Consider the following 20,559-nt stretch of genomic DNA (forward strand, 5'->3'; position numbering starts at 1 on the left):
TATCATTCAACTCACATTGTGAGCCGAATAACATTTCAATCAGCTCACCACATGAGCTAAATACAACGATTATTCAGCTCATCTCGTCAATGCATTGAGGTTAAACATGTGGATATGGCAACAGCCAGACTGGCCGCATTTTCGCTGGCAGGATGAAAAATTACTGCCGCGTTTACGCTCGCTGCAACAGCAACGTGGAGTGCTGCTGGGGCGCGCAAGCGTGGCTGATAATAACGATCAGCAGACGCTAGATACGTTACTTAACAATATCCTCGCTTCCTCCGCGATTGAAGATGAACGCGTCAACGCGCAATCGGTGCGATCTTCCCTCGCCCGTCGGCTGGGCGTGACACTGGAACAACCCTACCCGGTTTCTGATCGCTCGGAAGGACTGGCCACCATGATGATGGATGCCATCTCCCAACGTGATACGCCATTGACGTTGGAAAGACTATGCCAATGGCATCACTGGCTATTTCCTGCCAGTGAATGGTCCCTCAAACGTTTCAATGTCGGTGCGTTGCGCGGGGAAGAGCCGATGCAGGTGGTGTCGGGACGGATTGACCGCCCTACCGTGCATTTTGAAGCACCGCCTCGTGCTGGACTAGAAACGCAACTGGGGGGTTTTATCGCTTGGTTTAATCACAGTCGTGATGATGTGATACTCGACCCCCTGCTGCGAGCGGCCCTTTGCCACTTGTGGTTTGTAACGCTACATCCCTTTGATGACGGGAATGGCCGTATCACGCGCGCGCTGACAGACCTGGCACTGGCGCAGGCAGATAGCCAGAGTATTCGCCTGTATGCCATGTCTGCGTCGATCCTGACAAGACGTGCCGATTATTATCGGATTCTGCAGGAAACCCAGCGCGGTGAACTGGATATCACCGAATGGCTTATGTGGTTTCTGGATGTGCTGCAAGACAGTCTGGATCAGGCGTTAGCGATTGTGACGCGCACGCAAAACAAAGCCCGCTTCTGGCTAATCCACAATGCGGCTCAACTAAATGCGGAGCAAACGCGCGTGCTCAATCGATTACTCGACGGCGGCGAACAGGGATTCACGGAAGGTATCAGCGCCAGTCAGTATCAAAAGGTGGCGAAGGTGAGTAAAGCCACGGCGACACGTCATTTGGTGGAGTTGCTGGAAAAGGGCTGTCTGGAGAAATTACCGGGCGGCGGGCGCAGTACACGCTATCAAATTAAGCATTGATGCGGCATAAATAAAGGGCGTTATGCTTGCCTGAAAAGCGCTTTCGGTGGCCATACATGGCAGCCCTACGATCATCGCGTGGTATTCGTAGGGTGCGCATTAATGCGCATAACGTGACACAAATGAAGGGCGACCCATGGATCGCCCTTCACGCATCACGCCGCTTTAACTGCGCGTACTTTCTTTTCTGGCGTACTCACTTCCGCGTCAGCAGAGGCTTCAGTTTCGCTTTCAGCACTCTCAACAGCTTCTTCCTTTACTGCATCCGGTAACTTGCTGGTGCGAAGGATATGCTGCACCGCGTCTTTCTGTTCTGCCAGTAACATGCCCAATGATTCGGCTTGCGCTTCATCCAGCTCAGGCTGATGCTGTTGCAGCCAGTCGGTGAAGGCGTCAGCCATATCGAGCATTTTGTCCCAGGCATCCGCGTCTTTTTTATTGGCAAACGTCATCTTTTCTTCACCCTTTCTGACAACAACATATTTGGTTTCGACTGCCATGATGCACCTCGGTTAACTGTATTTATATACAGTATATTCTAAGCAAACTTTTTTGAGCAATCACTTTCTGCTCATTAAGCCAGTAATTCTTCCAGGAACGTGGCCAGCGCTTTGCGCGGATCGTCCTCTTCTGACACGATCATTTCGATGCCCCACTGCCCCAACACCTCTTTTGCAACCGGATTATTACGATTGGTAAACAGATAGGATTTAGGACGCGCGGTCGCGAGGCCTGTTCGCCCCCACATTTTTGTCAGCCGGTAGAATAACAGACGAATGTTGAAATCGCTGATGCTGTATCCCACAAACAACACGGAGTTGCCCATCACATCATGGGTCAGTTTGATATCCAACGGCGAATCGAAGTAGAGGCGTTCAAAGTAGCTGCTTTCATCTAAAACGATAGAGGTATCATCGTCAAAATCGCCATGAAGTTTAATGATATGGCGCTTGTCTTCTGTCAATGAAACCAAATCCGCCGCGTTGGCCACCTTGCTGTAGGGCACGTTATGCGCCTCGTGTGCCATCTCCAGCCAGCGATCGTAGTTGGTGGTGTAGATGCGCGAAAAGTTGCCCTGAGTGATCATGGTATGGATTTCTGAACTCCGCACATCAATATCTGGGCGGTGCCATTCACGATCCATCCAACTGCGTAAAGGTCCCAGCGATCCTTTGCGTTGCTTGTAATATTCCGCCAATGACAGATGTGTGCCGTAGGTGTTGAAGATTTTCGGATCGTAACCCAGTTCTTTAGCAAGATGCGCAATTAGCTCATGCCATTCCGGCAAGCCAAGATTGCGTGAAATACCCGCCCCCGCGAACAGGATCAGTTTCCCTGCATCGTAGGCACGTTTGAGTTCCGGTTTCATGCCAGTCCCCGTGATGTTTTTAGAAAGGTGGCGAAGCGGTCCAGCGCTAAACGCCGCATTGAGATCTCGTTTTTCAGTTCCCCCATTTCTGCAAAAGTCTGGGAGTGACCTTCAGGAATAAACACGCAATCCCACTGAAACTCTTGGGGGCCAGCGGGAGCCGGAGCAATGGTGCCACGCAGCTGACCTTCAAACTGATACATTTTACGCCCATCGCAGTAGCCGAGCACCGTCTTTGCTGTCACGTTGGGGCTATCTAAACCGCCCACCAGTTTAGTAAAGCGCTCCGCATGCAAACGGCTCCAGAAAATACGCGTCAGGCCGGCAGGTAAACCGTTTAGCCCATCGAGATATAAACCGGTGTGTTCAACAAACAGCGGACGACCAATAATAGAAAAGGCTTTGGTGAGTTTGTCACGCACCAACTCCACCTCATTTTCAGTCTGAATCTCTTCGATGCGGCGGGCGATGGGGATCACCTCAACGCCCACTGGCTCCAGGATGGTACGGACTTCGGCCAGCTTGAGTTCATTCGCAGAAAGGAATCGAATTTTCATTGCAACCCGTCGTTTTGAGGTATTCAGATTTCATTCTAACGCGAGGCATAGTCAGTGGGTAGGAACAATCTTCCTGTGGGTAAATTGGACGATACTCTTTGCAAGCTTCTGACAGAGGCTAACCAAGAGAAAATTATCGACTGCCACCGCCATCTTATATCGACTTATCATCTATCATTGGCAGACTGTTCTGGACAATCTCAAATTACCATCAAGCCGGTTTCTGTGTAAATAACATGAAAACAGTTATGACAGCCGTCTCGCTTTTCCTTAATATACCCTGCTGAAAATATTAAATAATTATGACACCAATAAGATAACTCATGATCTCTTATTTCAGTTCAAGATATTCCATGATCCGCAATCTTCCTTTCATATTGAAAGGAGACAGTCTGGAAAAGAAACTGCGCTTAACCTTATTAATCGCCGGGATTTCCAGCATTTTTGCTGGGCTGTTTATGATATATTTTAACTACAGTCGGGGCCATAATAATGTGGCGTTATTGTATTGTGTGAGCAGCGCGTTAGGCGTTTATATCACCTGTGCGGCCTTTTGCACTCGGTTGAAATATCACCTCTACATCATTGTTCATGCCCTTTTGGTGAGTATTACCCTGTTGTTATTAGTCGATAATTATCATACAGCGGGTAAACATACCGAATATAATTACCTGCTGGCTTTAACCATTGGTTCTTCGCTCGTGTTGCGCCAACAGTCTGGCTATCTTAGCAAGGCATTCCCGCTTATTTGCCTCGCAGTGTATCTCCTGTTCATCGTGACTGGGCTCACCTGGCAGAATGGTGGATTTCAATTAAATATCCCTGAAGAGTATGGATTTTATATTGTCAATTGCAGTGTCCCTATCGTGGCATTATTATTAACGGTATTTACCTCACGAGGTAATTATTCGGAAACCGATCTGATTAAGCGGGAACTGTCAAACGCCATCACGAATAATGAACTGGAACTTTACTACCAACCGCAGGTGGATGTAGATAAGAAACTGATTGGCTTTGAAGCCCTGCTACGCTGGAAGCATCCGGTGAAAGGCTTTATTTCACCCGAGGTTTTTATCCCGGTGGCGGAGAAAAGCGGGCTGATTATTGAGATCGGTAAATGGGTGATGGAACGCACCCTGCAACAGATGTCGGATTGGGACCGCATGTTCAATCTGAGCAAATTGAAATTTTCGATCAATATCAGCCCGTTACAATTAATGCATCGGGATTTTACTCAGGATACGCTACTGACGCTTTCGCATTATAAAATCAGTCCTGAAAGACTAAAGTTTGAAATCACTGAGACCACCTTCATCTATGATCAAAAGCGCATTGGTGGCGTTATCGCACACTTTAGCCAGCTGGGCATTAAATGGGCGATTGATGATTTTGGCGTGGGCTATTCGTCTCTCAAATCGATCAGTGATTTTGCTATTGATGACATAAAAATTGATAAATCATTGATAATGCAGATTTTTAAAAATGAATCTGCCGCCATTGTGGTACTCAAAACTATCGAATTATCGCGCGATATGGGGCTGAACGTGTTGGCCGAAGGCATTGAGAGCGAAGAGTATTTCGAATATCTACGTGACAAAGGCTGCCACCTGTTCCAGGGCTATCACTTTGCCCGCCCGCTCCCGGCGGGAGAGGCAGCCCTGTGGATACGAAGAGCATCAAGTTAACACGGTCTTATCCAGGCGGCATCACTGCCGCCTGAAGATTAAAATATCGCTTTCGCCACGGCTAACGCCAATCCCATAGTTATCAATTGCATCGAGACCATCCATTTGGTTTGTGAGGTGATCGCCTGATACAGATCGCCTCTGATAGCCAGAACATCAGCTTTTGTCGCGTAGTTTTGTTTTATTGACGCAATATCGGCTTTGATTTCCCGAACTTCTGAACGCACCTCAGCGAGATCCTGCTTTGTTGCATGGTTAGATTTGATAACAGCGACATCCGTCGCTAAATCCGAAAACAAATTCTCTAGCTTTTTAACTCTCGATTCCATTTCAATTCCCCAATGTGTGAATGATTAACCTGTCTGTCTTGCTGGCATTAATATTCAACGCATTCAATCAGAGAAACAATACCGCTCCTCGTAAGAGAGAAAGAAATAAATGAGATAATTCACTCGCATTTACTAAAATAAGACCTCAATCAATAACCAATGAAAACAAAAAAACTCACAACAATTAAATTGTGAGTTTTCTCGCAACCAATATCTGATGAAAACTACTGATACACAATCACTCTTTCCATTACAGCACCCGTGCCAGAAAACGTTTAGTGCGCTCATGGCGCGGTTGACTCAGAACCTGATGGCTGCTGCCCTGCTCGACAATGCGGCCATCCACCATAAACACCACGTGGTCCGCCACCTCACGTGCAAAGCCAATCTCGTGCGTGACAATCACTAAGGTCGTGCCGGATCGCGCCAGCTTTTTAATCACGTCCAGCACTTCCCCCACCAGCTCGGGATCGAGCGCTGAGGTGGGTTCATCAAACAACATCACCCGAGGATTGAGCATTAACGCGCGTGCAATCGCGATGCGCTGCTGCTGGCCGCCAGAAAGATGACGCGGCCATGCACCGGCTTTGTGGCGCAGTCCCACGATATCCAGCAGTTCACCGGCGCGTTCGATTGCCTCACGACGGGATAGCTGACGATGGGCAATCGGCGCCTCGATGAGGTTTTCCAGTACCGTCAGATGCGGGAACAGATTGAAGTTCTGAAAGACATAACCGACGTTGATACGCTGGCGTAAAATCGCCTTCTCTTTCAGCTCATACAGTTTGTCACCACGACGCTGGTAGCCAATGTAATCCCCGTCGATCTGGATAAAACCTTCATCAACACGCTCCAGATGATTAATGGTGCGTAGCAACGTGGATTTGCCGGAACCTGATGGGCCAAGGATCACCGTCACCGATCCGGGCTCCAGCTCCAGCGATACCTCATCCAGCGCTTTGTGTTTGCCAAACGACTTACTCACGCCGGTAATGCTGATGGCACCGGTGCTGTGCAGATGACGATAATCAATGGCCTCGGACATGGGAGAGCTCCTCATTTGCGATAGAAGTGACAGGTCGATTGCGCCACTGACGCCAGCGCGAGGGTTGTGGCTCACGCGTTACGCTGCGTGCCAGCCAGCGTTCAACGCTATGCTGCAACAGTGACAACACGGTGGTGATGATCAGGTACCAAGCCGCGCCCACCATCAGCAGAGGAATGACCTGCTGGGTGCGGTTGTAGATCATCTGGATGGTATAAAACAGCTCCGGCATCGCCAGCACGTACACCATGGACGTGCCTTTCGCGAGACTGATGATTTCATTAAACGTGGTGGGAATAATGGCGCGCAGCGCCTGCGGCAGAATGATGCGGAACGTGCGTCGCGAAGAGGATAATCCCAACGCTGAGGCCGCTTCAAACTGACCGTGATCAACCCCCAAAAAGCCACCACGAATGATCTCCGCGCTGTAGGCGCTTTGCACCAGCGTCAGGCCAATCACGGCTGCTGGAAATTGGCCCAGCACGTTGATGGTCTGGAAATGCCCCCAAGAGAGCGCGGTAAAAGGCACGCCCAGAGACAAGGTGTCGTAGAGATAGGAGAAGTTATACAGAATGATTAGCACCACAATCAGCGGAAGCGAACGGAACAGCCAGATGTAGCCGAACGCTAACGTGCTTAACAGCCATGAGGATGAGAGCCGCGCCAAGGCCAGTAAGCCGCCGAAAAACAGGCTCAGCACCGTACCAAAGAGCGTCAGCAGCAGGGTTTGTCCCAATCCATACAGGATTACCGGATCAAAGAACCAGCGGGCAAATACGCTCCACTCCCAACGCGGATTAAAGGCCACAGAATCCATCACGCTGGCCAGAATAAACAGGGCGACAATTGCCCCGAATACGCGTCCAGGATAGCGTGCGGGCACCACGGTTAAGCGTTGTTCTTTACTCATTTCATCCCCCTTAACTGGCCTGCGCCACGCTGTGTACATCAATGACTTTTAAAAAGCGCAGACGACCGTCATGCGGCGGCTGACCGTAGATTTCCATATCTTCGAGTAGCGCAAACTGCGGCTGATAACCATGGCCGATGTAGAGCTGCACCGCTTCCGGCTGACGAAAACCGGTGGTCAGAAATACGCGCTGATAACCGGCACGCAAGGCGCGCCGCTCCAGCTCTTGCAGAATCAGCAACGCTAAGCCCTGACGGCGAAGATCGCTGCGCGTCCAGATACGTTTGAGTTCCGCCGTCACCTCGTCATAGGGCTTGAACGCACCCATCGCGATAATCTCGCCATCACGTTCCAGCACGATAAACAAGCCGCGCGGCGGCAAATACCATTCGCTGAGTTCGACCTCATTGGCGCTCTTGAAGAAGTCGCCGTAGCGCGCAGCATACTCACCAAACAAGCCGGTGATAATCGGTTGCAATTCTGCTGCTTCAGGGTGCACTTCGCGGAAAAATTGCTGACTCATGCGGCCTCCTTAATCGCCCAGACCGGCTGGGTTGATTTCAGAGTGATCCAGACGCTCCACGCCTTCACCCCAGCGATTCAGCACCTTGTCGTAATCGCCGTTTTTGATCACACCGTTCAGCGCGGTGTTGATCGGTTCCGCCAGACCGCTGCCCTTCTTTACCGTGACCGCGATATGCGCCGCTTTCGGCCAGCCACCATCGACGCTACCCACTAAGCGGGTCTGGTGCGTCAATGCCGCTTTCCAGGCACCAATCACATTCGGACCGAAGTAGGCATCGGCACGGCCCGACTGTAACGCCAGCGTTTGTGCAGCATCATCCTTGGTGTAAATCGGCGTGAAAGGTTTCAAGCCTTTGGCCTGATTCTCTTTGTCCCACGCCAGCAAGATCGCTTCCTGGTTAGTGCCTGAGCCTACGATGATGCGCAAACCGGCAATATCTTCCGCTTTGCTCAGTGATTTGATGGGGCTGCTGGATTTGACGTAGAAACCGAGGGAGTCTTTGCGATAGGTCGCGAAGTCAAAACGCTCTTTGCGCTCTTTGGTGACGGTTACGTTGCTGATGGCAGCATCATATTTGCCCGATGCTACGCCTAGCGGCCAGTCTTCCCATGAGGTCGGTAGCACGTTGAGCTTCAGGCCCAGGCTGTCCGCCACTAACCGGGCGATATCCACTTCACTGCCCAGCAAGGTTTTGTTGTCGTCGCTAAACACCGTCAATGGCGGTGAGTTTTGTGCCGCCACGGCCACCGTAAACGAGCCCGGCACCGCAAATTTATGTCCAGCCGGGATCTGCGCGACAGCCGCCGCATTTTTTGCCGTGTTCACCGGTGTTTTATTCGCTTCAAGACTGATCTGTTGACCATTCACCGCCACATCATCAGCGAATGCCGCACTGCTCAGGCCCAGTAACATCAGTGCGATAAGGGATTTTTTCTGCATAGCGTGTTTTCTCTTTAAATTATTGTTGTGTGAACTGATTGACCGGATCTTTCAGACCAAAGCTGGCACGCAGCGTAGTGCCGGGATATTCGCTGCGGGTTAAGCCGCGTGCTTGCAGAATGGGGATTACACGATCCACAAAGCGCTCGAAGGTATCCGGCGTGCCGCCCTGAATAATGAAGCCATCGGTGGCCTCGCTTTCGAACCATAACTGCAAGCCATCCGCCACCTCTTCGGGTGTGCCAAAGAACAGCGGGCGCGGTGTCGCCGCTTCCAGTGCCGCCTGGCGCAGCGTGTGGCCATGCTCGCGTGCTTTGCGTTTGATTTCGTCAGTGGTACTGCGGAAGCTGTTCTGACCGATATCACCGATATCCGGGAAAGGTGCGTCGAGTGGGTATTGAGAGAAGTCGTGATGATCAAAGAAGCGCCCCAGGTAGTTCAGTGCATCCTGAATGGACACCAGCGCTGCGGTGGTTTGATACTGGCGTTCAACATCGGCCGCATCATCGCCCACAATCACGCCCACGCCCTGGAAGATATGCAGATCCTGCGGCTCGCGTCCGTTCGCCACCAACTGCTTTTTCACATCTTTATAAAAAGCCTGCGCCTCTTCGCGCGTGGGTTGATGGGTAAAGATGGCGTCCGCATGACGCGCAGCCAGCTTTTTACCGTCTTCTGATGCACCCGCCTGGAAGACGATCGGACGCCCCTGCGGTGTACGCTCGATATTCAGTGGACCTTGCACCTGGAAGAAATCACCGTGGTGATTGAGCGTATGAAGCTTTTCTGGTTCAAAGAACTGACCGCTCTCTTTGTTACGCACAAACGCATCGCCCTCCCATGAATCCCATAACCCTTTTACCACCTGCAGATACTCATCAGCGATGCGGTAACGCAGCGCATGCTCAGGGTGCTGCTGACGAGAAAAGTTCTTCGCCGATCCCTCCAGCGGTGACGTCACGACGTTCCAGCCCGCGCGACCGCCGCTCAGGTGGTCAAGGCTGGCGAACTGGCGCGCCACCGTGAAGGGTTCGCTGTAGGAGGTGGATACCGTGCCCACCAATCCTAAATGTTCAGTTACACCCGCCAGTGCCGAAAGCAGCGTGAGCGGTTCGAATCGATTAAGGAAATGCGGGATCGATTTTTCATTGATGAACAAACCATCAGCGACAAACAGGAAGTCCAGTTTTCCGGCCTCGGCTTTACGTGCGATATGTTTGGCATAGTCAAAATTGATACTGGCGTTCGCTTGCGCGGCGGGATGGCGCCACGCTGACATATTGCCTGACGCACCATGCAGGATAGTGCCGAGTCGCAGTTGTCTTGCAGTCATAATGTTCTCTCTTTTCCATGGCACAGCCTGACGGCAACGTCACGTTGCCGTGCAGAACAAAGATATTTGTGAAGGGGGCTAACTCAGAATGGCGTCACGACATCGTGCATTGAGATGCTGCAATGCCTGCTGAGCCAGTTGGGTAAAGTAGTGGGCTGCGGGTGCGATCAAGGCTTCGTCTGGATTAAATCCACCATGATGCAGGCCATATTCGCTGGCACTGCCAATGCTGACAAAGGCACCGGGGATCTGCTGTAAGTAGTAGGCAAAATCTTCACCACCGATATGCAGTTCGGCAGTTTGGACGCGATATCCCGCCTCTTGCGCAATCTGGCTGGCAAATTGCGCCCAGCGCACATCGTTCTCTAACACCGGTGGTCCCGGATGCCAGCTGAAAGTGGCGTGAGCACCGTTGGCAGCCGCGATATTCTCGACAATTTGTCTGGCACGCTGCTCCAGTTCGGCGCGTACCTGTTTGTCATGGGTGCGCACCGTACCGCCAAACTCGGCTTCGGCTGGTACTTCGATCCCGCCTTTGCCCGCTTCGATGCGTGTCACGCTGAGTACCAAACTGTCGAGAGTATTGAAGCTGCGGCTGGTCAATGATTGCAGCGCCTGGATAATCTGGCTGGCAACCAAGATACCGTCACCCGTTGCATCAGGTTGTGCGCCTTTGGCAGAAACATGCACCACAAACTTATCGGCATTGGCATAAAACGCCCCGCCTCGCGTGGCAAAGGTGCCGGTAGGTAAGCCGGGTTCGTTATGCATACCAAAGATGGCTTGCACATTGTGCAGCACACCAGCGTCGATCAATTTTCGCGCGCCGGTGGCATTCTCTTCGGCCGGCTGAAACAGGATGCGCACGCGGCCGGGCAACTGATCTTCAATAGCCTTAAGTTGCAGCGCGGCACCGAGCATCACCGCACTGTGCACATCATGACCGCAGGCGTGCATCACGCCGGTATTGCGTGAGCGGAATGCCAGACCGGTCGCTTCGTGGATCGGCAAGGCATCAATATCGGCGCGCAGCGCAATCAGGGGTTCACCACGACCGACCTCCACCACCACGCCGGTTTCCAGCGGATAATCGAGAGGATGCAAGCCCGCCTCCTGTAACCAGCGACGCAGACGCGCAGTGGTTTCCACTTCATGACCCGAAAGCTCCGGCCAGCCGTGTAACTCGCGTCGCCAGTCAATCAGTTGTTGTTCGCTCACGTGGCTCATCATGACCTCCGAATTAGGCAGCAACCAAGCGATGGGTAGCCAGTAGCTCAAGCGATTTCACTCGCGCCTGCTCCTCGGCTATTGGCGTATCAATCACGAACTCTTCAATGCCGAAATTCTGGTGCAGCGCGTCCAGTTTGGCGTGAACCTGCGCCGCTGTACCTTTCAATAGCGAAGGGATACGCGTCTCGATCACATAGTCGGTATAACCACCCTGACGCACATAACGTTCCGCCTGCTCGACACTGCCGACGTTGACGCTTGGGCCATCTTTTACGTTAACGTGATAAACACGCAGGTTGTCGACTAACAAATCCGCTTCCGCAGGCGAGTCAGCGACCACCACCTGCACCGCCACCAGCGCTTGTTTACCGTTGCTGTATTGGCGATAGCTGTTCAGCACCTGCTCCATCAACAACGGATCACCGTTATGATGTGCGGCGAACACCAACTGCCAACCCAATTCGGCCGCCAGTTTGGCGCTTTGCTCACTGGCCCCCAGTAAGAAACGGTTGGCAGGACGTGGCGGCTGCGGCGTGGCCCGCAGGATCTCTTCATCCCCTACGGGTGGCACATTTAGCCAGCTGTCTAGCAAGGAGAGCTGTTCGGCAAAATTCCCCTTCTCTTGCTGATGCACACCCAGCTGCAAGGCGCGTGTCGAGAGCGGTAATCCCCCCGGCGCTTTACCCACGCCCAGATCAATACGACCCGGCGCAAGCGAGGCCAGCAGGTTGAAGTTTTCCGCGACTTTGTAAGGACTGTAATGCTGCAGCATCACGCCGCCCGAACCAACGCGAATATGATGCGTCTGGCCAATGATCCAGGCGATCAATAACTCTGGCGAGGGGCTGGCGAGGCGATCGGTATTATGATGCTCCGCCAGCCAAAAACGATGATAGCCCCAGGCTTCAGCCTGCTGCGCCAGTTGTAAAGTACGATGCAGGGCATGCGCGGCGCTCTCTCCATCGGCAATCGGCGATTTATCTAACAGACTCAGTCGATATGACATACGCCAAATCCTTTCTCAGTGAATATGGCGAGCAGTGTGTGGTGGCGGTGGGTAATTCGTAAAACATGATATTGTGGTATGCATTGTTAATTTATGCATATCAATGACAGTAAATATTGACTTACCAATAAAAACGCACTAAATCAGATAATTGCATTAAAATAAAAACCACATACTCGTTTAAAGTTTTTATTTATCTTTCATAATCACATTTTGTTGTTTATCAATGCTGTTTATCGCCTCTAACTTGGTTTGTTAGAGACGCAGGGGAATTGAAATATCTTTCCGCAAACGAAAGTATGCTTATACCCTGCCCGCTTAAATAATCAGGTATCAAAAGAGACTGCAGTGAGCATATTAAAAAACGTAGTTTTTGACCTGGATGGAACACTCGTTGATTCCCTGGAAGGCATTACATCAAGCATCCTTTATGCGGCACGAAAAAATGGCCATTTGATAGACGAAAATATCGACATAAAATCGTTGATTGGTCCTCCAATGCGGGATTTATTGATGAAATTACTATCCCATCCCAGTGATGCAGTTATCGAACAGGTTTTAGACAATTACAGGGAGGATTATGCAAGAAAAGGACTACTAAAAACAATAAGTTATAATGGAATAGTGTCATTGCTTTCAGCATTGAAAGAGAAAGGTTATGCAATTTATATAGCAACATCAAAGAGACAGGTTTTCGCCGAAGAAATCTTGAAAAACAACAACCTCTCTGAATATTTTGTTGGTATTTACGGAACTACAACGGACGGTCGGCTTGATAACAAAGAGGTCCTGTTAAAGCATCTGATGTTGGACCAAAAACTTAACAGCAGGGATGTCGTCTTTATCGGCGATCGAAAAGAAGATGTCATCGCTGCCATAGCCAATAACGTTCCTGTCATTGGCGCAAAATGGGGTTATGCCGACGGTAATGAACTTGAGTACGCCGGAGCGCATTACTTATGTGAGTCTCCGCATGAACTTTTAAAAACCATCTCAGTTGCGCTAACTGAACATCAAAACGCTGCTCATTTAAGCGCCTTGCGGGCGCCATAAATGGCGCCCCTACAAGAATGGATGCGGTTCTTCGTAGTGTGCGCATAACTGAGCAGCATTACCTCATTAAGACCCAATTTTCCGCTCTTTCACATAACGCCAGAAGCGTTCCGCCGTCAGGTTTAAACGTGCGCCGGAGCGATATACATAAGCAGAAATCTTCAGCGAAAGACTGTGATCCATAATCGCCAGCCGTCTCTCCTCCAGCTCACGCTGAATCGAGTAATCCGGCAGCCAGCCAACGGCATCGCCTTTCAGTATCATTCTTTTCAGCAGCTCACTCATCGACGAGACAAAGGTCAGGATAAAGGTGGTATTCGGTATGCGATCAATCACCTGATTCACCTGGCGCCCCATGTAACTGTCATTGGCGTATTTAACCAGCGGCAGCGTGTCGCCATTGATTGAAAATATCGGTTTGCCGTGCGCATCACAGGGGGAGACCAGGTGCAGCGCGGAATCGAAGATTTTATGGTTGATGAAAGGGTAATTCATCAGCTCTTCGTTATAAAACGACAGGATAAAGTCACTCTTACCTTCTTTAAGATTAAAGACGGCATCATTGACGTTAATCGATTCGACAAAGAACACCTTATCCGGGCTGTCGCGGTAGTCGGCTAAAATATCGGGCAGCAGCAGAACGGAAAGCGAGGGCGCCGCATCGATACGGATACTCTGCTTCAACTTATCTTCACCCTTGATACGGCTGATCTGAAAGTCCATATCGTCGAGCATATTTCGGGCATAGCCGACGAATATTCTGCCCTGCGCCGTAAGTTGCGGCGGATTCACGTTGCGATTGAAGACGCTGAAACCCAAGGTTGATTCCAGTGCCTGAATCCTTCGGCTGAACGAAGATTGGGAAATATTTCGCTTCTCAGCTGCCAGTGTGAAGCTGCGATATTCTTCCAGTGCAATCACATCATATAACCACTTCACTTCGAGATTACTTAGCACTTCTCTGCTCCAATTACAGCCCCCATTTGCATGCAATTTTTACATGACAAATGATTTATATGCAATTTCTGCATTGCAATGCCGATGCTACTATCCGCTCATCAATCGAGTCGGTAGTTGCCGTCTCGCCATTCATTCAATGAGTCAGGGTATCTTATGAGCGCACTAAATTCTGTCATGCAACATCTCTCACGCCTTGGCATCAACGATGTCAGCGAGGTGATCTATAACCCGAGCTATGAACTGTTGTTCGAACATGAAACGGCAGCCGATCTCGAAGGTCCAGCTCGCGGTAAGCTCACCACGTCTGGCGCAGTGACTGTGGATACCGGCGAATTTACCGGCCGCTCCCCGCGCGATAAGTACATCGTTCGCGATGACCAGACCCGCGATACGCTGTGGTGGTCTGATGCCGGCTTGGGACGCAACGATAACAAGCCGATGTCCACTGAGGTGTGGGCGCACCTGAAAACTCTGGTTGCCAATCACCTGTCGGCCAAATCACTGTATATTGTTGACGCCTGGTGCGGAGCCAGCGCCGATACCCGCCTGGCGGTGCGTTTCGTCACTGATGTGGCGTGGCAGGCACACTTTGTCAAAAATATGTTTATCGCCCCAACCGACGATGAGCTGGCCAGTTTTGATCCGGACTTCACGGTGATTAACGGTGCAGGTTGCGTGAATTCGCAGTGGCAGGAGCAAGGGTTAAATTCAGAGACGTTTATTGCCTTCAACCTGACTGAAAATATTCAGCTGATTGGCGGTACCTGGTACGGCGGCGAGATGAAGAAAGGGATGTTCTCGGTCATGAACTACCTGCTGCCGCTGAAGGGTATTGCTTCCATGCACTGTTCAGCAAACCGCGGTGAAAAAGGCGATGTGGCGCTGTTCTTTGGCCTCTCCGGCACCGGGAAAACCACGCTCTCGACCGATCCGCGCCGTCAGCTGATTGGCGATGATGAGCACGGCTGGGACGCAGACGGCGTGTTCAACTTTGAAGGCGGCTGCTATGCCAAAACCATTAATCTGAAGGCGGAGTCTGAACCAGAAATTTACGGTGCCATCCGCCGTAACGCGCTGCTGGAAAACGTGGTGATGAGAGAAGATGGCAGCGTAGATTATGCCGATGGCAGCAAGACCGAGAACACGCGCGTTTCTTACCCACTGTCGCATATTGAAAACATCGTGCTGCCGGTTTCCCGTGCGGGTCACCCTTCACGCATTATCTTCCTGGCAGCGGATGGATTCGGGGTGTTGCCACCAGTATCCCGCCTGACGCCAGAGCAGATGCAGTATCACTTCCTGTCTGGCTTTACCTCCAAGCTGGCAGGGACTGAGCGCGGCATTACGGCTCCGACTCCGACCTTCTCCGCCTGCTACGGCGCAGCATTCCTGATGCTGCATCCAACGCAGTATGCCGATGTGTTGCAGGAGAAAGTCGCGCAGAGCGGTGCGGAAGTGTGGTTGGTGAATACTGGCTGGAACGGTGCCGGTCAGCGTCTGTCGCTGAAAGATACACGCCAGATCGTTAACGCTATCCTCGAAGGAGAAACCGGTGCGATGCGTGAAGAGTCGCTGCCCGTATTTGGCCTCGCCATTCCGCAACAGATTGCGGGAGTGGATGCCGCTACCCTTGATCCGCGTAACGGCTGGGAATCACCTGAACAATGGAATGAAGCAGCCGAGAAACTGGCGCAACTGTTTATCAATAACTTCAAACAGTACAGCAACAACGAGGCAGGCGCGCGTATTGCTCAGGCTGGTCCACGGGTAGAACAGCGCTAATTAACAAGTTGGTGTAAGGCTGGATAATTTTGGCCAGACTTACACCAACACTTTACGCATCAGGGCATTTTGTAGAATTACTCCTTTGCGAACCGGGAATCCCCGCTCGACATCCGAAAAACCTGTCGGAGCCTTGTACATCATTCAATATATTGGCTGAAGCGTAATAGATAACCGTCAGGATCCTGTACGAGAAATTCTCTCTGGCAGACAGTAGATTCGCCAGTTTGGTAGAAGTTGTCACGGAGATCCCGATAGAGTGTTTGTCCATTCGTTTTAATACGGTCTAGCATCTGCTCGATGTCGTCGACTTCAATCTGGAAGTTAACGCCACGACCTAACGGTCTGATAAGATCTGCTGTATTCCATCCTTCCGGATGATACTTTTCAAGCATAAGTTGTGCCTCACCCAAGCTAATGTAAGCAAAATCGGGATCCTGACGCCGTATCATTATGTCAAAGCCAAGCACATCCACGTAAAAGTCCAGGGAAGCTGAAAAGTCGGTAACCGTCAGCTCGGGCACCATACGATTCCAATAGTGATCTTTCATATCCGTCATTGCTCTCTTCTCTCCTTGAATAGCACAGCATACATCAGATGCCTTTTAAACCGTGCATGACACTGAGCTATCGCTTAATCCAATAGCGTAGCCCGCATAATGTTATTAACGGATTGTTCAAATAATGGGGGCGACTGAAGCTTTATTATTGAAGCTAATGAGATACAATTTATGAATAATTAACGGTTCTTAATATCTGATAAACATGAGATCGCGCCCTTCTGCCCGATTATTGATCATCGACCCACAGCAGCGCTTGCTGTTGTTTTGTTTTAGTCATAAAGGCGATGCCTTAGATGGACAGCGCTATTGGGCCACGCCTGGCGGTGCGCTTGAGGATAATGAAACCGCGCAGCAGGCCGCCATTCGTGAATTATTCGAAGAGACGGGTATTGAACGCACTCAACTCGGTGATGTTATTGGATACCGGGAGTTTGAGATGCAATTACCCTGTGGCGGGGTGGTATTAGCTCAGGAGCAATACTTTATGGTGCTTGTCGAACAGCAGGAGATATCCACCTCTGGATGGAGTGCTCATGAACGAGAGGTGATGGCGGACTTTCATTGGTGGAACATGAAAGAACTGGCATGCAGTGGAGAAAAGTATTTCCCGGAGAATTTAGCGGTGTTGCTGGAAAAGGGTTTGAACCGACTTAGAAACTAACCATTCTGACGGCAATCAAGATTTTTGCTCACTATATTCGGCCTTTAATTTATTGCTCATTATCGCCAAATCGCTACCGCCATCACTCGGTTCTTAAAAGAATATGGCGATAATGTTTGCGCATTGCATAAATCTTGAATTGAACAAAGACAAACGCAGCAGGAATAAATGTTGTAACCCAGCGCAGCACATCTCGCAGGAAAGTATCAGGTCCAGGATAGACCTTTTTAAACAGCATAGAAAGAATGATTAACAGTAAAACAAATAGGCCGGCCCCAACCCAATACTCAATATGTGTACTGGCAAGCCTGGCAGCTTCGCGATAATTTCGCTTCCGCTGCAATGATGTCAGTTTATTCAACTCAGGGATACTTTTCTTCGACAAGTAAATTTTCATGTGTCCTCCTTTCACAACCCCTTCAGATGATAATCATTCTCAACATCATGTCAAACTCAACCCTCGGGTTTTCTGACAGCAACGACGTATCCACTCCGGTTAATTGCAGAGACTCGGACATCTCATGCCAGAGGATTTATGTGATCACCGCCATGACCATCCGTTAAGAAGCCCAATTTCCAGAACGAATCGGTCTACAGTCCTGTGCTGATGCCCGATGCTTATCCTCTGCCAGTCTTTTTATACTCACCTTGAGTTAGAACTCCTCCTCAACGCCACGGCTTCTAATAACAAATCACGCCGGGCACCACCCCTATGAGGTTTATGGCATGAAAATCACCGCTATCGAAGTTACACGTATCAGTATCCCGTTTGATGCGCACCGGCCTCAGCCCGATGAGCAGGAAACCACCTATAACGCAGCCTCTCCGTCACTCAAACGAATGGAAACGCTGCTGGTAAAAGTCATCACAGAAGACGGTCTTGAAGGATGGGGAGAAGCATTTGGCCACCTGTCCAATGCCGTCACTGAACAGGCGCTGGTAAGCCTGGTCGCGCCTTTCTTCCTGCAACGGCCTGCCCCAGCTACTCAGCAAGAGATTGCGGAGGTGATGCAATCTGCAGAGCAGGCACTGCATGCCTTTGGACGCAGCGGGCCGGTTCGTTACGCCCTGTCTGCTCTCGATATTGCCCTGTGGGACCTGTTGGGTAAGTTGCAACAGAAACCGCTGTGGCAACTCTTGGGTGCCACTCGCCATCAGATAGAGCGTTATGCAAGCCTGGTGAGCTATGGCAATGACTCAAATGAAGTCGCCCTACAAGTTCGGCGGGCATATGCCGAAGGTTTTCGGACGCTCAAACTTCATGAAACACTTCCAGCAGCAATTGCTGCTGCGCGTCAGGCACTGCCGCCGGATGCTGACCTGATGGTTGACGTCAACTGCCCATGGTCACGCGAACAGGCGCAGGCCGTTGCCAGTGAACTGCGTCCGCTCCAACTAGGATGGCTCGAAGAGCCTGTCTGGCCACCGGATGACTTTTTGGGGCTATCTCTACTCCGCAAAGAGGGCGTACCGCTCGCCGCAGGAGAAAATGTGGACGGCGACATGGGGTTTGTGAACCTTTTTGAAAGTGGTGCCGTGGACGTTGCACAGCCAAGCGTGTCTAAAGTTGGGGGGATAACCTCTGCCCTACGCGTGTTCGAATTGGCCCGGCAGTATCGTGTAAAAGTTGTGCCGCACTGCTTTTACTACGGCGCGGGAATGCTGGCAACAGCGCATCTGGTCGCGGCACTGCCAACCGACATCAAAATGGAAATTCCCTGGGTTACCTTCGAGGCTCAGCTGTATCCAACATTGCCGCAAAGCGTAAGTTTCAGCCTGAGCGATGCCCCAGGCCTAGGCTATGAGCCCGATCCCGCCGTCCTCAACGACTATCGCCTGTCACTGACGCGAGTCAATCAGCAGGGAGTGAGCCACCATGTTTAAAAACTACCGTCATGTCATTGCTCTGTTGCTGTTTTTTGCTGGCATTCTTAACTATCTTGATCGGGCAGCGCTCTCCGTAATGGCTCCTCTGGTCAAGAAGGATCTGAGCATTAACGATGCACAAATGGGCATTTTGTTTAGCTGTTTCTTTATCGGTTACTGCCTGTTTTGCTTCATTGGCGGCTGGGCTGCAGACCGTTTTGGACCTCGACGAGTCTATGCCTGGGCGGCCAGTATCTGGTCCCTTTTTTGTGGTGCCACGGCACTGGTGACAGGATTCGCTCACCTGCTCATCGTGCGCATGTTATTTGGTGTCGGGGAAGGCCCCATGGGAACCACCACCAACAAATCGATTGCCAACTGGTTCCCTCGTAATGAAGTCGGCAGGGCTGTTGGTTTTACCAACGCGGGGCAACCGCTTGGTGCAGCCATTGCGGCACCGATCGTTGGGCTGGTCGGTCTGCAATTTGGCTGGCGCATTGCTTTTGTTGTAATTGCGGCAATGGGATTCATTTGGGTCGCCTGCTGGCTGCTACTTTTTCGGGACAAGCCCGAGCAGCATCCACGCGTGAGTCAAGAAGAGAGCCAGTACATCGTGCAGCGGCGACCGGCAGGCAATACGCTGAGTCAGCCTCAGAAGGACAGCCATACTCTCTGGCACTATGTATTTTCACTGCCCGTGCTGGGCGTAGCCAGTGCATTTTTCTGCTTCAACTATATTCAGTTCTTCTTTCTGTCATGGCTGCCGAGTTATCTGACTGACTTTCAGCATCTGGACATCAAAAGCATGAGCATTATCGGCGTGCTGCCTTGGCTGGGTGCGACCATCGGTTTTCTGGGCGGAGGCATTGTTTCTGACATTTTGTTCCGCCGCACGCAGGACTTCCTGTTGTCACGTAAGCTGGTGATTTTTGTCGGCCTCGCGGTGGCAGCTCTTTGCGTGCTGCTGACGGCATGGAGCCAGAGCGTGGTGTCAGCTGTCACGCTTATTACGCTGGCGAGCGTCTTTGCTTACATGACTCCACAGGCCTGCTGATCTTTGCTGCAGGATATCGTGCCTGCGGGTCGTATAGGAACAGCAGGAGGCTTTGTGCATCTACTGGCTAACCTGGCCGGTATATTATCCCCAAGCATCACAGGTTTTCTGATTCAGTATGGCGGCGGCTATCACACTGCTTTTGTTCTCGCCAGCATTCTGGCGCTCTCCGGTATGTTGCTGCTGGCGCTACTGGTTCGTCAGAAAGGAGTGAATCAACTCCGCTCACAAACGAGCCATTAATGAAGGTAAGCCGAGGAGTCGAAACAGCCGGATAGCTCTGTTTTGCCTCTCAGCGGAAGGCAGTAAGTTATTCTGCCTTCCGCGTGAGCCAGCGCACAAACCAGCACAAAACTCTGCGACCTAAACTTACATAACTTCATGAAATGTAAAAAACGCACGGCATTTGCCTAATAGTTCCAGGGCAAAAACACATAACCACTCACCTACTCTGCTGCGTATACCTATAGCGGTGTTT

22 protein-coding genes are annotated in these 20,559 nt (G+C 51.1%); 8 read left to right on the plus strand and 14 right to left on the minus strand.

The genetic code is table 11. The annotated features are described in order from the left end of the window. The first annotated feature begins 106 nt into the window (after nucleotides 1–106). On the plus strand, nucleotides 107–1,213 hold the full coding sequence (locus tag QMZ30_RS00110) for a Fic family protein (protein WP_283225837.1): 1,107 nt from the start codon (nucleotides 107–109) through the stop codon (nucleotides 1,211–1,213). A 155-nt stretch (nucleotides 1,214–1,368) separates the two neighbouring features. Here QMZ30_RS00110 and QMZ30_RS00115 read toward each other — a convergent pair whose 3' ends face one another. The 3 genes from QMZ30_RS00115 to QMZ30_RS00125 form a co-directional block, all read right to left on the minus strand. Continuing rightward, a complete protein-coding gene (locus QMZ30_RS00115; RefSeq protein ID WP_283225838.1) occupies nucleotides 1,369–1,713 on the minus strand; it encodes a YebG family protein in 345 nt (114 codons plus the stop codon). A 74-nt stretch (nucleotides 1,714–1,787) separates the two neighbouring features. Next, on the minus strand, nucleotides 1,788–2,582 hold the full coding sequence (locus QMZ30_RS00120; protein ID WP_034829783.1) for an SIR2 family protein: 795 nt from the start codon (nucleotides 2,580–2,582) through the stop codon (nucleotides 1,788–1,790). Beyond that, nucleotides 2,579–3,139 carry a non-canonical purine NTP pyrophosphatase gene (locus tag QMZ30_RS00125; RefSeq protein ID WP_283225839.1) on the minus strand — a complete coding sequence of 187 codons (561 nt, stop codon included), beginning with the start codon at nucleotides 3,137–3,139 and terminating at the stop codon, nucleotides 2,579–2,581. The genes QMZ30_RS00120 and QMZ30_RS00125 overlap by 4 nt, the downstream gene beginning before the upstream one ends. Before the next feature lie 353 nt (nucleotides 3,140–3,492). Here QMZ30_RS00125 and QMZ30_RS00130 point away from each other — a divergent pair, with 353 nt between their 5' ends. Then, nucleotides 3,493–4,824 (plus strand): putative bifunctional diguanylate cyclase/phosphodiesterase, encoded by a 1,332-nt coding sequence (locus QMZ30_RS00130; protein WP_283225840.1) that lies wholly within the window; start codon nucleotides 3,493–3,495, stop codon nucleotides 4,822–4,824. 38 nt (nucleotides 4,825–4,862) lie between these two features. On the opposite strand, the gene QMZ30_RS00135 is transcribed toward QMZ30_RS00130, so the two are convergent. From QMZ30_RS00135 to QMZ30_RS00170, 8 genes are all read right to left on the minus strand, one after another. After that, complete coding sequence (locus QMZ30_RS00135) at nucleotides 4,863–5,153, minus strand: hypothetical protein (protein ID WP_283225841.1); 291 nt, start codon at nucleotides 5,151–5,153, stop codon at nucleotides 4,863–4,865. A gap of 250 nt (nucleotides 5,154–5,403) precedes the next feature. Continuing rightward, the gene (locus QMZ30_RS00140) at nucleotides 5,404–6,198 is read right to left on the minus strand and encodes an amino acid ABC transporter ATP-binding protein (RefSeq protein WP_283225842.1); all 795 of its coding nucleotides are present in this window, start codon (nucleotides 6,196–6,198) and stop codon (nucleotides 5,404–5,406) included. Then, on the minus strand, nucleotides 6,182–7,108 hold the full coding sequence (locus QMZ30_RS00145; protein ID WP_283225843.1) for an amino acid ABC transporter permease: 927 nt from the start codon (nucleotides 7,106–7,108) through the stop codon (nucleotides 6,182–6,184). Before QMZ30_RS00145 ends, QMZ30_RS00140 begins: the two co-directional genes overlap by 17 nt. A gap of 10 nt (nucleotides 7,109–7,118) precedes the next feature. Beyond that, nucleotides 7,119–7,631, minus strand: a complete 513-nt coding sequence (locus tag QMZ30_RS00150; RefSeq protein WP_058972445.1) for a GNAT family N-acetyltransferase — start codon at nucleotides 7,629–7,631, stop codon at nucleotides 7,119–7,121. A gap of 9 nt (nucleotides 7,632–7,640) precedes the next feature. After that, the gene (locus QMZ30_RS00155) at nucleotides 7,641–8,573 is read right to left on the minus strand and encodes an ABC transporter substrate-binding protein (protein ID WP_283225844.1); all 933 of its coding nucleotides are present in this window, start codon (nucleotides 8,571–8,573) and stop codon (nucleotides 7,641–7,643) included. A gap of 19 nt (nucleotides 8,574–8,592) precedes the next feature. Further along, a complete protein-coding gene (locus QMZ30_RS00160) occupies nucleotides 8,593–9,906 on the minus strand; it encodes an LLM class flavin-dependent oxidoreductase (protein WP_283225845.1) in 1,314 nt (437 codons plus the stop codon). A 78-nt stretch (nucleotides 9,907–9,984) separates the two neighbouring features. Beyond that, nucleotides 9,985–11,133, minus strand: a complete 1,149-nt coding sequence (locus QMZ30_RS00165; RefSeq protein ID WP_283226294.1) for an amidohydrolase — start codon at nucleotides 11,131–11,133, stop codon at nucleotides 9,985–9,987. Between the two features lie 13 nt (nucleotides 11,134–11,146). Continuing rightward, nucleotides 11,147–12,142: an MsnO8 family LLM class oxidoreductase gene (locus tag QMZ30_RS00170; protein ID WP_283225846.1), complete on the minus strand. Its 996-nt coding sequence runs from the start codon at nucleotides 12,140–12,142 to the stop codon at nucleotides 11,147–11,149. Nucleotides 12,143–12,490: 348 nt separating this feature from the next. Here QMZ30_RS00170 and QMZ30_RS00175 point away from each other — a divergent pair, with 348 nt between their 5' ends. Continuing rightward, nucleotides 12,491–13,195: an HAD hydrolase-like protein gene (locus tag QMZ30_RS00175; RefSeq protein ID WP_283225847.1), complete on the plus strand. Its 705-nt coding sequence runs from the start codon at nucleotides 12,491–12,493 to the stop codon at nucleotides 13,193–13,195. A gap of 66 nt (nucleotides 13,196–13,261) precedes the next feature. Here the strand turns inward: QMZ30_RS00175 and QMZ30_RS00180 are convergent, their stop codons facing one another. Next, nucleotides 13,262–14,152, minus strand: coding sequence for a LysR substrate-binding domain-containing protein (locus QMZ30_RS00180; RefSeq protein WP_039333924.1), 891 nt, complete (start codon nucleotides 14,150–14,152; stop codon nucleotides 13,262–13,264). A 156-nt stretch (nucleotides 14,153–14,308) separates the two neighbouring features. Between QMZ30_RS00180 and pckA the strand changes: the two genes are divergently transcribed. Then, nucleotides 14,309–15,937 (plus strand): phosphoenolpyruvate carboxykinase (ATP), encoded by a 1,629-nt coding sequence (gene pckA / locus QMZ30_RS00185; protein WP_283225848.1) that lies wholly within the window; start codon nucleotides 14,309–14,311, stop codon nucleotides 15,935–15,937. Nucleotides 15,938–16,077: 140 nt separating this feature from the next. Here pckA and QMZ30_RS00190 read toward each other — a convergent pair whose 3' ends face one another. Further along, entirely contained in the window at nucleotides 16,078–16,497 is a 420-nt protein-coding gene (locus QMZ30_RS00190; protein WP_283225849.1) for a bleomycin resistance protein, read from the minus strand. A 205-nt stretch (nucleotides 16,498–16,702) separates the two neighbouring features. Between QMZ30_RS00190 and QMZ30_RS00195 the strand changes: the two genes are divergently transcribed. Then, a complete protein-coding gene (locus QMZ30_RS00195) occupies nucleotides 16,703–17,161 on the plus strand; it encodes an NUDIX hydrolase (RefSeq protein WP_283225850.1) in 459 nt (152 codons plus the stop codon). Nucleotides 17,162–17,243: 82 nt separating this feature from the next. On the opposite strand, the gene QMZ30_RS00200 is transcribed toward QMZ30_RS00195, so the two are convergent. Next, complete coding sequence (locus QMZ30_RS00200) at nucleotides 17,244–17,558, minus strand: hypothetical protein (RefSeq protein ID WP_283225851.1); 315 nt, start codon at nucleotides 17,556–17,558, stop codon at nucleotides 17,244–17,246. A 329-nt stretch (nucleotides 17,559–17,887) separates the two neighbouring features. Here QMZ30_RS00200 and QMZ30_RS00205 point away from each other — a divergent pair, with 329 nt between their 5' ends. Genes QMZ30_RS00205 through QMZ30_RS00215 form a run of 3 tightly spaced genes read left to right on the plus strand, consistent with a single transcriptional unit; the run spans nucleotide 17,888 to nucleotide 20,324 of the window. Further along, nucleotides 17,888–19,045, plus strand: coding sequence for a mandelate racemase/muconate lactonizing enzyme family protein (locus QMZ30_RS00205; protein ID WP_283225852.1), 1,158 nt, complete (start codon nucleotides 17,888–17,890; stop codon nucleotides 19,043–19,045). After that, nucleotides 19,038–20,081: an MFS transporter gene (locus tag QMZ30_RS00210; protein WP_283225853.1), complete on the plus strand. Its 1,044-nt coding sequence runs from the start codon at nucleotides 19,038–19,040 to the stop codon at nucleotides 20,079–20,081. The genes QMZ30_RS00205 and QMZ30_RS00210 overlap by 8 nt, the downstream gene beginning before the upstream one ends. A 3-nt stretch (nucleotides 20,082–20,084) precedes the next feature. Continuing rightward, entirely contained in the window at nucleotides 20,085–20,324 is a 240-nt protein-coding gene (locus QMZ30_RS00215) for an MFS transporter (RefSeq protein WP_349306818.1), read from the plus strand. The last annotated feature ends 235 nt before the right edge of the window (nucleotides 20,325–20,559 follow it).

Origin of the sequence: Pantoea sp. EA-12 (assembly GCF_030053355.1) — a bacterium.
Lineage (GTDB): Bacteria > Pseudomonadota > Gammaproteobacteria > Enterobacterales > Enterobacteriaceae > Pantoea > Pantoea vagans_C.